Annotated in this window: 9 protein-coding genes; 4 read left to right on the top strand and 5 right to left on the bottom strand. The window is 58.9% G+C overall.

What is annotated here, in order from left to right:
* Window positions 1-5: 5 nt before the first annotated feature.
* The 4 genes from AC1DY9_RS21335 (at window position 6) to AC1DY9_RS21320 (ending at window position 10,590) form a co-directional block, all read left to right on the top strand.
* The gene (locus AC1DY9_RS21335; protein ID WP_477667592.1) at window positions 6-8,999 is read left to right on the top strand and encodes a hemagglutinin repeat-containing protein; all 8,994 of its coding nucleotides are present in this window, start codon (window positions 6-8) and stop codon (window positions 8,997-8,999) included.
* Between the two features lie 28 nt (window positions 9,000-9,027).
* The gene (locus AC1DY9_RS21330; RefSeq protein WP_477667590.1) at window positions 9,028-9,492 is read left to right on the top strand and encodes a hypothetical protein; all 465 of its coding nucleotides are present in this window, start codon (window positions 9,028-9,030) and stop codon (window positions 9,490-9,492) included.
* Between the two features lie 78 nt (window positions 9,493-9,570).
* On the top strand, window positions 9,571-9,930 hold the full coding sequence (locus AC1DY9_RS21325) for a hypothetical protein (RefSeq protein WP_477667589.1): 360 nt from the start codon (window positions 9,571-9,573) through the stop codon (window positions 9,928-9,930).
* 48 nt (window positions 9,931-9,978) lie between these two features.
* Window positions 9,979-10,590, top strand: coding sequence for a hypothetical protein (locus AC1DY9_RS21320; protein WP_477667588.1), 612 nt, complete (start codon window positions 9,979-9,981; stop codon window positions 10,588-10,590).
* 172 nt (window positions 10,591-10,762) lie between these two features.
* On the opposite strand, the gene AC1DY9_RS21315 is transcribed toward AC1DY9_RS21320, so the two are convergent.
* From AC1DY9_RS21315 to AC1DY9_RS21295, 5 genes are all read right to left on the bottom strand, one after another.
* A complete protein-coding gene (locus AC1DY9_RS21315; protein ID WP_477667587.1) occupies window positions 10,763-11,107 on the bottom strand; it encodes a hypothetical protein in 345 nt (114 codons plus the stop codon).
* Window positions 11,108-11,173: 66 nt separating this feature from the next.
* Window positions 11,174-11,557 (bottom strand): hypothetical protein, encoded by a 384-nt coding sequence (locus AC1DY9_RS21310; RefSeq protein ID WP_477667586.1) that lies wholly within the window; start codon window positions 11,555-11,557, stop codon window positions 11,174-11,176.
* A gap of 72 nt (window positions 11,558-11,629) precedes the next feature.
* Window positions 11,630-11,971 (bottom strand): hypothetical protein, encoded by a 342-nt coding sequence (locus AC1DY9_RS21305; RefSeq protein ID WP_477667585.1) that lies wholly within the window; start codon window positions 11,969-11,971, stop codon window positions 11,630-11,632.
* Between the two features lie 566 nt (window positions 11,972-12,537).
* Window positions 12,538-13,059, bottom strand: a complete 522-nt coding sequence (locus tag AC1DY9_RS21300) for an HD domain-containing protein (RefSeq protein ID WP_477667584.1) — start codon at window positions 13,057-13,059, stop codon at window positions 12,538-12,540.
* Between the two features lie 14 nt (window positions 13,060-13,073).
* Window positions 13,074-13,532 carry an N-acetyltransferase family protein gene (locus AC1DY9_RS21295; protein ID WP_477667583.1) on the bottom strand — a complete coding sequence of 153 codons (459 nt, stop codon included), beginning with the start codon at window positions 13,530-13,532 and terminating at the stop codon, window positions 13,074-13,076.
* Window positions 13,533-14,112: the final 580 nt, after the last annotated feature.

Genomic DNA, 14,112 nt, shown 5'->3' with positions numbered 1-14,112 from the left:
GCGTCATCCTCAACAACAGCCGCAGCAATGTGCAGACCCAGCTCGGCGGTTTCGTCGGGGCCAACCCCTGGCTGGCCACAGGCGCAGCCCGCGTCATCCTCAATGAAGTGAATTCGTCGAACCCCAGCCAGATCCGGGGCTATGTCGAAGTCGCCGGCCAGCGTGCCGAGGTCATCATCGCCAACCCGGCGGGTATCAACGTCAATGGCGGCGGCTTTCTCAATGCCAGCCGTGTCACCCTCACCACCGGCAGCCCGGTGCTCAACAGCGGGGCGCTTGACGGTTTTCGCGTGCAGGGCGGCAGCATCACGGTGAACGGCGCAGGCCTGGACACCAGCACAGCCGACTACACCGGTATCCTCGCCCGCGCCGTGCAGCTCAACGCGGGCATCTGGGCCAAAGAACTCCGCGTGACGACCGGTGCCAACCAGATTGATGCGACACAGACCAGCGCCACACCGATAGCCGGCACCGGCCCTGCACCGACCTATGCGATTGACGTGGCCCAGGTCGGCGGCATGTATGCCGGCAAGATTTTCCTGATCGGCACCGAAACCGGCCTGGGTGTGCGCAACGCCGGCGTGATTGCCGCCACTGGTGGCGATCTGGTATTGCAGCCCAACGGCTGGCTCACCAATACAGGCACGCTGCAGGCCGCGGGCAATTTGCAAGCTAGCGCGCAGGGCGCCATTGCCAATAGCGGTACGGTGTACGCCGGCGGCAGCACCGCGTTGGCCGCACAAGGCGGCATCAGCAATAGCGGCAGCGGCCTCATTGCCGCGCTCGGAAACACCAGCTTGCAGGCCACCGGTGCCGGTGCTGCGATCAACTCCGCGGCTAGCTCTGTCGTCGCTGCAGGACTCAATTTCGACGGCACACTCACGCCCGGCGGCAGCTTAAGCGTAGGCGCTGCCGGCACTGTCAACCTGAACGGCCAGACCGCAGCAGGAGGCAATTCCAGCATCTCGGGCACGCAGGTCAATTTAGCCGACGGCAAACTCAGCGGACAAAATATCTCTGTGGCAGCCAGCACCGGCAACATCGACGCCAGCCGCACCACCATCAATGCGCAGGGCGCGCTAAGCGCCAGTGCGGCGCAAACGCTGCGCACTGACGGCGCCGTGGTTTCCGCCAACCGGCTCAACCTGGCGGCTCAAAATATTTCCAACGCCGGCGGCGAGATTGTCCAGACTGGCACAGGCAACACCACGATTGCGCTCACCTCGACGATCGGCACGCTCAACAACAGTGCGGGTCGCATTGCCACCAACAGCCAGAACCTCACGCTCTCCGCGCCCACCTTCGTCAATACCGATGGCAAGCTAGAGCATGCCGGGAGCGGCACGCTGGCCATCAACGCCACAACGTTCAGCGGCGACCGGGGTAGTATCGCCAGCACCGGCGCAGTCAGCCTGTCGGCCACTACCGTCGACCACAATAACGCCACGCTGTCCGCGGGCGGCGTCAGCATCGCGGCGGGTACGCTGAACAACCGCGGCGGCACCATCAACCAGTCCGGCCTGGGTGTCGCCAACGTCACGGCTACGGGCGCCATCGACAACAGCACCGGCAAAATCCTCAGCAACGGCAACACCACCGTCAGCGCGCAAAGTCTCAACAACCAGGGCGGCCTGGTTCAGGCCGCGGGCATCTCCAGCCTGGGCTTGACCACCACCGCTGCGCTGGACAACACGGCGAACGGCCAGATCGCCGCGGGCGGCGCGGCCACACTGAATACCGGCACGCTGGACAACAGTCTGGGCAAGATCACGGCAGGTGCAAGCCTGACCACCGCCACCACGGGCGCCTTAAGCAATGTCCAGGGCCTGCTCGCATCGAACGGCGCAACCACCCTCACGGCTGCCAGCATCGACAACAGCCGGGGCGTAATCGCCTCTGTACAGAGCAATACCAGCGTCACCACGACGGGCGCCACCATCAATGACAGCGGCCGCATTGAAGCCGCCGGCGACGTCACCCTGGCCAATGTGGGCCTCACCAATGCCAAGGCCGCAGGCCAAACCACAGCCGGCAGCATCACCGGCCGCAACATCGCCATCAACACAGGCGGTCAAAGCCTGAACAACGCCTTTGGCACGATTGCCGCCGCGCAAGGCGCCACGCTGCAGACCGGCGCACTCAATAACAACGCCGGCCTTATCCAGGCAGGCGCGGCGTTGGGCATCAACACCAACGGCCAGACGCTGACCAACACCAATGCGGCCTCCTACGCCAGCGGCACAGGCGGCATCACCTCTCAGGGCGTAATGACGCTCGCCACAGGTGATATCAACAACGCAGCGGGCTTCGTGGGTGCCAAGGCCGCGCTCAACGCCAGCACCGCCGCTGTCAGCAATACGGCGGCGGGCCAGATCGTGGGCGAATCAGCCATCAGCTTCACCAGCACGGGTTTTGACAACCGAGGCGGGCAGGTTCAGGGCGTGGGTGACGTAGGTATCAACGCCAGCACGGGCACCCTCAACAACGCTGGTGGTTTGGTGCGCAGCACCGCAACCACCACGCTAGCCGCAGGCAGCGTCATCAACAGCAACACGCTGGGCGTCAACCAGGGCATTGAGGGCAACAACGTCGCCATCACGGCCGGTACCATCAGCAACGACAGCGGCGCCATCCGTGCCGACAACAACGCGACGCTCACCAGCGGCGGAACGCTCAACAACAACGCCGGCCTCATCAGCGCCGGCAACACCGCCACGGTGCAAGACAGCGCCGCCATCCCAGCAGCCAGAACGCTGGCCATCACCAACAACGCTGGCACGCTGATCGCCGGCCAGAGCGCTGCCATCACTGCCGCCAGTGCTTCGGGCAACGGCAGGCTACTGTCACGCGGCGCCTTCAGCATGGCGCTGAACACCGACTTCAACAACACCGGCGAGATCATCGCCAACGGCAACGCCAGCTTCAGCACCACCGGCAACATCGCCAACAGCGGAAAGCTGCAGGCCGGCGGTACGCTGGACGTCTCTGCCACCAACATCGACAACACGGCCACCGGTGAAATGACCGGTGCCACCACTCGCGTCACCGCTACCGGCACGCTCACCAACCGCGGCCTCATCGACGGGCAAACCACCGAGATCAACGCCACCACGCTGAATAACATCGGCACTGGCCGGATCTACGGCAATACCCTCAGCATCGCCGCCACTACCGTCAACAACGACGCCGAAACCGTAGGCGGCGTCACCCGCGCCGCCACCATAGCCGCGCGCCAGCAGCTCGACATAGGCGCGACGACGATCAACAACAGCAATGGTGCATTGATCTTCAGCGGAGGCGACATGGCCTTGGGTGGCACCCTGGATGCCAATCGCAAGGCAACGGGCATGGCGCAGGCGATCAACAACAACGGCGGAATCATAGAGGCATTGGGCAAGCTGGATGCGTCTGCGGTCCAGATCAACAACACCAACGCCGGCTTCGCCTACAACCTGCAGGCCACTACCGTAGCGGGCGCGCGGGAATACCTGACCTCCCAGGGCGCATTCAGCAGCGCAGATGGGGCCTGGACATTGGGCGGAGATGCATTGACGCCCGCTGGCCATGGCGGATACTTTACGGGCGGCGGTGCTGCGATCCAGGGCAGAGTGATTCCAGGAAGCAGTCCTTATTCCACGGTTTTTTACCGAAATCTCTACAGCAACGACGGTGCCATTGCACTCGTCAATACCGCCGACAACGGCCTCTCTATGAGAGTAATGCCTCCTGCAGACGCATCGTTGTGGGCTTTTTTTGGGCTGACTGTTCCCACTGTGAGCCCTCCCGCTGGAGACAGGCCCCCCTTCTATTTTTGCTTTGACTTCGAGGGGCTGGGAACATGCCCGCCGATAGGAGACACGCCAGAACAGCTGGCTTGGGATGCAGCGGCTGCACCGTGGCTCGAATTCAATCGCCGGCTAATGGCTGTCAAGGAAACGATCATTGCAAATGCGGTGTCCTACGACGGTTTTCGGGACTACAACAGCACGGCTTACACCGCTGCCATCACGCAAAGCGCCCCCGGCCGCATTCTGAGCGGCGGTGCCATGACGCTGAACGCCCGTGACGCCCTAGTCAACGACCAGAGCCAGATCATCGCCGGAGGCGCGCTCAACATCACGGGCCGCGCCGTTGAGAACCGTGCCCGCGTGATCAATGTGACCGGGCAGCGCAGCGGCACAGCCTACTTTTGGAGTAATTACAACGAGGGCTGCGGCAGCTGGAGCGGCTGCGATTACAACTACGATGCCTACCGCGATACCCCCTATGTGCAGGATGTCCCGCAGACCTTCACCCTCAACCTAGCCCGCAGCCAAAGCCTGACCTCTCCTGCCGCTCAAGGCCTTGCTTCAGGGATGCAGCTCGCGAACGCTGTGATCGCCAACACCGGGGTGAACACCAGTGCCGCTGGCGCCGCTCTCGCGGCTGCGCGCAGCGCCGGGATTGTGCAGGTCACGTCCAGCGTGGCAGCCGTGGGTGGCGTCAGCGGCACCATGCCCGTGGTGCGCACCAGTACACCGAACCTGGGTGTTCCCAATACCAGCCTGTTTCGCACCAACCCCAACCCGGCAGGCAGCTTCCTGATCGAAACCGACCCGCGCTTTGCCAACTACCGCAACTGGCTCAGTTCGGACTACATGTTGCAGGCGCTTTCGCTCGACCCGGCGGTTACGCAAAAGCGGCTCGGCGATGGTTTTTACGAGCAGCGCCTGATCCAGGAGCAAATCGCGCTGCTCACCGGCCAGCGTTTTGTCGGCAACTACGTCAACAACGAAGACCAATACAAAGGCCTGATGGACGCCGGCGTGACCTTCGCCCAGCAGTGGAACCTGCGACCCGGCATTGCCTTGACTGCAGAGCAGATGGCGCGGCTCACCAGCGACATCGTCTGGCTCGTCGAACAGGAAGTCACTTTGCCCGATGGCAGCAAAGCCAAAGTCCTGGTGCCCCAGGTCTATGTGCGCGTGCAGCCCGGCGACATCGACGGTGCAGGCACCCTGCTGGCCGGCCGCGAAATCAACATCAACCTCACAGGCGACCTGACCAACACCGGTACCGTGGCAGGCCGTACTGTGGTCAACCTGACCACCGAGAATGTGCAAAACCTCGGCGGCCGTATCACCGGCAATGCCGTAGCCATTGCCGCGCGCAACGACCTCAACAACATCGGCGGCACCATCAGCGCCGCTAACAGCCTGTCGGCCGTGGCCGGTCGCGACCTCAACATCGTCACCACCACAAGCAGTGCCAGCAACCAGACCAGCGGTACCAGTTCCAACAGCTTCAGCATGACCGGGATAGACCGACTGGCGGGCCTGTATGTCAGCAACCCCGGCGGCACCCTGGTGGCCAGCGCGGGACGTGACGCCAACATCATTGCGGGTGTCATCGCGAATAATGGTGCCAATGGCAGCACCGTGATCAGCGCCGGTAACAACATCAACCTGGGTACTGTAGCCACCAGCAGCGACACCAGCCTGGTCCGCGGCGTGGGTTCTGATTACCTGGAAAGCCACCAAACCGCGGAGGTCGGCAGCCGGATCAAGACTGCAGGCAGCCTGAGCCTGAACGCCGGCAAGGATCTAAACGCCACCGCTGCCAGTGCTCAGGCTGGTGGCGACCTGACGGCCACGGCCGGCAACAACGTCAATATCACTGCGGGCCAGCAGACCAATAACTTTGGCTGGGGCCTGACCACTGCCGAGAGCGACCTTTTCGGTTCCACCAGCACCACCGAGCGCCGCTCCGCAGCGCAGGCCAATGCCGTGAACTCCAGCTTCGGCGGCAACACCGTGACCGTGGTGGCCGGCAAGGACATCAACGTCAAGGGCAGTGCCGTCATCAGCGACCTCGGCACGACCTTGGCGGCCGGCAACAACATCAACATCGAGGCCGTGCAGAACACCAGCAGTGCGACGTCCTTCTATGAAAAGAAGGAATCCGGCCTACTCAGTGGCGGCGCGGGCATCACTATCGGCACGCGCGAGCAGTCCACCGATCAAAAGAGCCAAGGCACCACCGCTGCGGCTAGCACCGTGGGCAGCATTGGTGGCAACGTCACGCTAGTGGCCAATGAGGTTTACAAGCAGGTCGGCAGCGATGTGATGGCACCGGGCGGAGATGTGACTATCGTCGCCAAGAAGGTCGACATCGTTGAGGCCCGTGAGACCAATCGCAGCGAAACCGAGCAAAAGTTCAAGCAAAGCGGCTTGTCGCTGGAGGTCACTTCCCCGTTCCTCAGCGCGATGCAAACCATGAGCCAGATGAGCGAGGCTGCCGACAATACCAAAGACAGCCGGATGAAGGGTCTGGCAGCTGCTAATTCCGCCCTCGCAATCAACAATGTCGCCAATGCCGTCAAAGCAGGTCAAGGCACGAAGATGAACGGCAAGGAAGGGCAAATTGCGACGGGAGGCCAGAACCCCGACGGCACGCCCGCCAGCCGCGACTCAACCGACGCGGACAAAGCGGGCGGCTTCAACGTCGCCCTCAGCATCGGCAGCTCCAGTAGTCAGAGCAACTCCCTCAGCCAAAGCGATACCGCCCGCGGCAGCACCATCAGCGCAGGCGGCACCGTCATCATTGCCGCCACTGGTGCCGGACAAGGCAGCAACTTGACCATTCAAGGCAGTACGGTAGAGGCCCAGCGGGCTGTGCAGCTTCTGGCGGACAACCAGGTCAACCTTCTGGCCGCGCAAAACACCTCCAGCGAGAAAAGCACCAACAGCAGCAGTTCCGGCAGCATAGGCATCAGTTATGGCACAGACGGTCTGCTGCTGAACTTAAGCGCCAGCGCTGGAAAGGGCCGGGGCGACGGCGCAGACACCGGCTACACCAACACCCAGGTCAAGGCCGGCCAGCTGGTCACGATCACCAGCGGTGGCGATACCACCTTGCAAGGCGCGGTTGTCAAGGCCGAGCAGGTCAAGGCCGACGTTGGAGGCGATCTGCTGATCAAGAGCTTGCAGGACAGCAGTACCTATACCAGCAGCCAGCAAAGCTTGGGAGGCAGTCTGAGCGTCGGCTTCGGCAAGATGAGCGGTAGCGTCAGCGCATCGAACAGCAACATCGACTCCAACTTCAACAGCGTCGGCCTGCAAAGCGGCATCAAGGCCGGAAGCGGCGGCTTCCAGGTCAGCGTGGCGGGCAATACCGCCTTGCTGGGCAGCGTCATCGCCAGCGACACCCAGGCTGTCAATGCCCAGAAGAACAGCTTTCGTACAGGCGGCACGCTGAGCATTGCGGACATACAGAACAACGCCAGCTACACCGCCAAATCCGTCAGCATCAGCATGGGGACAAGCCAGCAGCCAACAGGAAAGCTGGACCTGAGCGGCATGGGCTTGGGTCTCGGCAGCGAGAGCGGCAACGCCAGCAGCACCAGCAGTGCGGGCATCAGCGGCATCGCTGGAAACACCGCCGTCAGAAGCACCGATGCGGAGGCGGGACTGCAGAAGATATTTGATGCCGACCAGGTACAGCGAGAAATCAACGCTCGAACCCAAATCACGCAGTACTTCGGACAACATGCGTCCAAGGCCGTAGGCGACTATGCCCAGATCAAACTTAACGAAGCCATTGCGCTGCGAGATCAGGCGGACAACGAAGCCAATGAAGAACGCAAGAATGCATTGAAGGCGCAAGCCACAGATCTCGAAGACAACTGGGGCAGCAAAGGTGTGTTGCGCCTGGCTTTGCATACCGTCATTGGCGGCCTGACAGGTGGCGCCGACGGAGCGGTTGGTGCGGCTGCCGGGACTCTGACTGCGCCGATGGTGGCGCAGGCGCTTGCTGACGCAGGCATCAGTGGACCGTTGGCTAGCACCCTGACGGCTATTGCTTCAACGGCGGTGGGTGCGACTGTGGGCGGCCCTGCAGGTGGGGCTGCTGCGGGTAATGAGGTGGTGAATAACTGGCTGAGTCACGACGAAGAAGCAAAGCGAAATGCCCTGCGGGCAAAAAAAGCCAATGGCACGTTGACCCAGCGAGAAGAGGCCGAGCTCGCGGGTCTGGAACTCGTGGACGGGCTGCGCAATCAAGCTCTGCTTAATGCCTGCATCAACTTATCACCGACAGAGTGCAAAGCTCAACTCGCACTCGATCCGGCGGCAAAAGCTTATGGCCTAAATCACCTGAATATCATTGTTGTGGGGAACATTCTCTCCAAATTTGGTGAGCGTAACGCGGAAGCCTTACAACCCTTGGCTAAAGAGCTGGAAAAATTTCAAATCAAAGCCTTGGTCAACTGGAAAGGCGAAATCACCGGCTGGGCGGTGGACTTGGGTAGCGGGGGCGACCCCACCAGTCTTAAAAACATGCTGGGTGCCGGCGTCTATGTGGGTACGGAGCTTCTCCTTCCCACCAATGCACTTGAAGTCATTCCACTAGGGGCGCTGGGCGTTAAAGTAGCAGTGAGCCAGGGACAGCGCTACCTGGTCGACGCGGCAGGGCGGCGGTTAGCCGGTCAGGAGGCGGAGGCTGCGCTTGCCAGGGTGCGGATTGAAAATAACATTGGGGCAGCTGCCGGAAATGGTGAAGGCCTATTTACGAACACTACCCGTTTGCCGTATACGCCAGCAAACCCGACGCTTGGTCAAGCCTTTGACTTTTCCTGTGCTGCAGCAAGTTGCAGGATGGCCGCGAATCTGACGAATACGCCAGAGGCTTACGTAAGAAGCGCGATACTCACGGACGGTAGTGGGACATCGCTCGCAAATATCCCGGGGGGTCTAAAAAATCTTGGATTCACCGGTACAGCCGAATACTCAACAGCGACCACAGTTGAATCGATTTCTGCAGCTACAAAAAATGGCGCATCAGTTATTGTCAATGTCAAGACTGAAACCGGTGGTGTTCATGCCATTGTTGTGGATTCTGTGAAGGGTGGCATGGCAAATATTCGCGATCCTTGGCCGTTAGGTACAGGATCAAGCTACTCGGTCCCCATTGATTCCTTGGGGTCAGTTCTTACGGGCAAGGGCGTCGTTGTTCGTCCTTGAGCCCACGATTAGTATTGTTGGAGATGATATGCAAAAAAAGTGTGATCTGTATTTTTATGATGCTGTGAAATCAGATCGACTCAAATTCATCGAATTGTTCGATGAGAGCTTTATCTATGACAGCGAGAAGTCGTATGTAGGTTTCTTGCATGCCAACGTAGATAGGCTTAAGTTGGTATCTGTGGTGTCGGACTTGAGGCGTAACGGGATAGCCTGCTTTAGTGTTCCGATTGCATACAGGGATCATGAAACCATAGCAATGGAGACTGCTCTTGATCTCGCTACTAAACATGCAAAAACCTTAGAGGCATCTGTGGCGATCTCAATACGCCATCAGAAGGTTCCACCTCTATTTTGGGCTTTTGATCTCATACCGGGCAACGCAGAGGCAGAAAAATCGGGCGGCGTCGTCATGATTGATAGGTTAGACGGGCACGTTTGGACTTACTCAGAATATGAAGAATATTTGTACGACTACAACAACGTGCTGTAAATGTGTTGAATACCGTCGAAATCTGACACGGTTAAAGCAGAAACGCAATTCAACAGTGGGGTGATCGAAGAGAGAACCATGACCGCTTATGTTCGCGCTACCTATGAGGAGATAAAAAGAGAAGTCGCGTCGTACTACCTTCGAGGCTGTCGAGAGATGGGGATTGCGCAGAATTATTCCCACCAGGATGTCATTTCTTTGGCCACAACGGAGTGGTCATACCGTCTACCAGTTGAGATTCTCATGCTCGAGGTGACTGCTCTGATGTTGTTGGGTGGTTGGTATCCTGAGCAGGCACAGTATCACCTGGGCATAGTTAATAAGCTGCTGGCAGACCCTGGTCTTGATGTTGTGCTTAAAGATATTCCCAAAGAAGAAGTTGACGACTTACTTCATGAGATGCGGGTAATGAAACTCCTTCCTACGGAAGGCAACTAATCGTTCAACTTCCCCGCCGAGCACGACGAAAGCTGGCCGACTTGCTTGTTGAGTTCCGTCGAAATCTGCCCCACTGGGTCAACTAGCGGCGCAACTCAACACCATAAGAGCCGTTTAAAACGGATTAATGTTTTTTTTAGCAGCATTTATGTGATGTCACCCATGAACGTTGTTAACAACTTCACCCTGCACGGCTCCAGCGGCGTAGAGGTATTGGATGCCGAATTCTTGGATTGGTTAAAGAACCACAAGTCTGAAGAACTCGGGGAGAAAATCGTTGCGTATAGCTGGACAGTAGCAGGGCGTCACATAAAGAGACCCGTTGATACTGCAGAGATGACGTGGCATCTCCTTCCTGACGCCAGTGGATTCCTCTGTTGCGAGCGCGCGCATACTCCCAATAATTGCACTCTTCTCGATGCGTTTGGTCAAGAACGCATGCGTCTGACGGTCCCTTGGCCGCTTACCACCGCCAATAATCCCGCATCTAATGCACCCCCAACCTCTTTTTGGGGAGTAAGTGGCCCCTACGCACACCCCACAAACGGACAAGTTGGTCAATTCGGAATCAAGGCTTGGGTAGAACTAGCCGGCGAATACTATTTCGAACTAGATTGGCGGACGGGTGAGTTTCTATGGGGTGGGGAAATTCGTTTCTGAAATACATCAGGCAGGCCGGGAAGGTCCGGCCAGCGTATCAGTTCATCTCTTCCTCGTGGCCCAGTCCAAGGGGTTCACTCCAAACTCGGGTCAGACTTCAGCGCAGTTCAACACGATGGGCACTGCGAGATCAGATGTCTATCCGACTGGGCCTTTCGCATTGAACACGACATTAGAGCTCTTCAATTTGGCCGGGTGCCCGCAGTTGACGGCAGAAGTCAGCGAGTGTGCCAGTGAGCCAGTTGGTGCCGAGTTCAGTGAACTCGCCGCTAGCAAGAGCCTGCTCACGCGCGCGGTTCAATACCGCCGCCAAAGGGCCGAGCGAATCTTCGAGCGATGTGAAATCGACCACCTTGCCGCCCCAGTGTTGAGCTCGTTCTTCGGAAAGAAGTACGGATACCGGATCGCTAATGCCAAGCATCTCAACCGAAAGATCAGCTGCGCGGAATAGAACGTCTTCGATTGCGCCGGACGTTCCCCAGCAGATGGACTTCCCAAACGCGAATGCGGAACTCATTGCGGCCTAGCGTTCGACGTAAGGGCAGCCTGTGCCTTGACGCAAGACGTCCCTTGGACCGATGGATTAAGCACCGCGCATCTCATGAAGCACCTGGCGAGCCAAATAGCCGAAGGATGGGCCTGTTCCGGGTCGTGCCTTGAGGGCTGGATACGACGACGTGGCATTGGTGAATTCCTCAACGTTAAGCATTTGCTGGTTGCCCCGCGAAACCATAACCTCAAACGCCCAGAACTCCAACGAATCGGTAAGCCAGATGCCTGCATGGAGATCGCCTTCTTGCTCGGGCACCGTGAAGTAGCGTGCCAACAGACCGGCTTGTGGCGGCAGGGCGCACTGTTGCAGTGCTGAGCGAAGCCACTGAGGCAGGGCGGCGCCAATGGACGCCGCTCGTCTGATCGTGGCTAGCGTCTCGGCCGCCTGCTGCTGGACGTTGCGTTGGATTGCCATGATGCCTAACGTTCGATACGAGGTGCTGGAAGCAAGCGAGACTTACTGAAAGACGTCCGTTCGATGGGCAGGTTAGATATCGTATGCATAGGGCTCCACCTGGAGGTACGGATCAACCCAAACCCTAAAGCCATAGGGCGCCGGGGCCGTGGGGTCATAGCGACCTACGAACAGATTGGCACCTGCGAACTCAATGAATTTGCTTCGCTTGTCCGAGACGATCCTGGCACCCGGGCAGTTCAACAGATTGAATTTCACAAGAGGCTCGGCTTGAGATGCCGAACATATGCTCAGCGCGACATCGGCGCTCATAGGCCATACAGTGAGTTCGAGGCGCAAATCAGCCCGCATCACGACGTAGTGGTACGAGGTGCCATCTTCCTCTTCATCCGGCGCGACGCCGAGCGTCTCCATGAATTCCAGAGGTTCCCACGCGAATTGAGGCATATTGAGACCTAGCATTGGGGATAAGGGGCGCGCTGCCGGCTTGTTGGCGGGGCGTTCCGCTTGACCGAAGGGCTAAGCGGCGCGGGGTTGAAGAAACTGCACAAAGGTCTCCACCTCTTCCTTGGATTTCCAATTGGGATGACCTAGAGCGCAATACTCGGTGATCAAACCCAAAACGGCGGGTGAATAAACAACCTGAGCGCGCCAGTTGGTGATCCAAGCAGAGGGTATGACCATTCGAACAAAGCGCTTTGACCCACGATGYCTACCGACAACCACAGTATTTTCGTATCCGTCCCCCCACCGCGCGGGAAAACTGTAGACCTTTGTCCCGCCAGAAAAATGCGGTGCGCCATTTTTCTGAAAACCGCCCTCAACACCAGCCCGCCGGTGCTCAACTATGTTTCCAACAAGACACCACTGCGTCGCTGTAGGTTGCTCAGACATGGAGGGGGTCGCCTAACTGAAGCAACCGGGCAACAACCATTGCGGCGACGACGCCTTGCAGTTGTGGCTCGGTGTTGACCGACTTGCTAGCTCGGAGCATCGAAGGCACCGTCAGCCAGCAAAGAATCCAATTCGGTCCACAAGGGGTCACACAGCCCAGCTCGGTAGGCTGCGCCCTTGAATGTGGTGTGCTCACTCCGGTAAAGCTCCCAAAGCGCTTGCTTGTGGTCCTGAACGCAAGCCCGAACATTTGCTAGGCGATCCGCAGCCTTTACCAACAGAGCGAGTTCGGTGGGCCCACTGACGACTGCCAACTTGGCGTATGTCTTGGCCTTTCGCTCTTTTCGATTGGCACCTGACTCATCGGTCAGGAGACTAACGCAGGCTGCGACCTTTGACCCAAACCGGCTGTCAATTTCAGCAACGGTTGCGTCCGTGTCTTCGACCGTGTCGTGCAGATACGCCACCGTAACGGCTTCGGCGCCGTAGGGTGCGGCTATAGCTGCGACGGCATCAAGATGGAACGAATACGGACGGTCACCGTATTTCTGCTCACCGTGTGCGGCAACTGCGAAGGCGCGGGCTTCTTGAAGCGTAGGAGTCGGCATAGGTAGCAGCATACTCAATTGCTGGCAGGGAAGCGATGAAACATGAAAAATTGCTCGTCTTGTTTCCAACCGCGCGCAGTGTAGACCTGCTGAGCCGAGACATTGGTACGCGCAACGTTCAGCGTCACGCGTGATGCGCCAAAGGACCAGGCGTACGACTCGACGGCGGCAAGTAGCTGCGAGGCAGCCTGCTGGCGACGCACAGCTTTCTGTACGAAGAGGTCATTGAGGATGAAGACCCGTGAGAGAGAGACCGACGAGTAGCTTGGATAGAGTTGAGCAAAGCCGACGGCAGTGCCACTGGCCAGGGCGATGAAGACGACAGACTCACTATGAGTGAATCGCTCGATGAGGAATGAACGACCCGCAGCGAGATTGGCTGCCTGGCCTTGGAACTGGCGGTACTCGTCAAACAAAACAGCGAGTGCTTCGAGGTCTTCGACAACAGCTTGGTGAATGGAAATGGTGCGCATGATCGGAGTGAAAAACGGCGTGTCTCTGCTGCCTAACGTCGGACGTAACTGGTGGACAGTAGGCGTGCAACGCTCGCCGATAGTATGTCCGCGTCGATTGAACTGTTAGCCCGTGTAGCACGCATAGACGATATCCGAGACCCTCCGTTCTTTCAAAGTTATCACGAGAACGTCCGCCCCTCCCCCGTGGAAGCGCCACTCTCCGTCTGCCATCTGCCCCTTTCCTACTAGCTTAGCCAATTCGCTAGCCTTTGCACCGACACGGAGCGGCGCGCCAATATCCCAGTCTGGACTTGAGATGTGAATGGTCCCCCACAGGGGAGGAGCTCCGCTTGAAGGCGTGACCAGGTCGATGGAGAGTCCTTTGAATAATAGGCTGCGCGTCTTTGGAGCGAACCGGTTCTCCCCTTCATAGATATTTTCCGATACGAAGCCAGGCAAGTGCCGGAGTTTTCGGTAGTCCTTTGCCAGTCGCAGTGTATATGGCCCCTCATTGCATGCAAACCCGCTCAAGTGGCTTTGCCCGATGGGTGGCTGTTCAGGCGAGCAAGCGCAACAGGCTAATACGACTACTACAGCT

Source organism: Polaromonas sp. P1_F6 (genome assembly GCF_056405695.1).
This window is presented reverse-complemented; position numbering and strand designations above follow the sequence as displayed.

What these genes read in the sequence shown, in the direction of transcription:
- AC1DY9_RS21330 (WP_477667590.1), top strand. Translation starts at nt 9,028, where the DNA reads ATGCAAAAAAAGTGTGATCTGTATTTTTATGATGCTGTGAAATCAGAT.
- AC1DY9_RS21325 (WP_477667589.1), top strand. Translation starts at nt 9,571, where the DNA reads ATGACCGCTTATGTTCGCGCTACCTATGAGGAGATAAAAAGAGAAGTC.
- AC1DY9_RS21315 (WP_477667587.1), bottom strand. Translation starts at nt 11,107, where the DNA reads ATGAGTTCCGCATTCGCGTTTGGGAAGTCCATCTGCTGGGGAACGTCC.
- AC1DY9_RS21310 (WP_477667586.1), bottom strand. Translation starts at nt 11,557, where the DNA reads ATGGCAATCCAACGCAACGTCCAGCAGCAGGCGGCCGAGACGCTAGCC.
- AC1DY9_RS21305 (WP_477667585.1), bottom strand. Translation starts at nt 11,971, where the DNA reads ATGGAGACGCTCGGCGTCGCGCCGGATGAAGAGGAAGATGGCACCTCG.
- AC1DY9_RS21300 (WP_477667584.1), bottom strand. Translation starts at nt 13,059, where the DNA reads ATGCCGACTCCTACGCTTCAAGAAGCCCGCGCCTTCGCAGTTGCCGCA.
- AC1DY9_RS21295 (WP_477667583.1), bottom strand. Translation starts at nt 13,532, where the DNA reads ATGCGCACCATTTCCATTCACCAAGCTGTTGTCGAAGACCTCGAAGCA.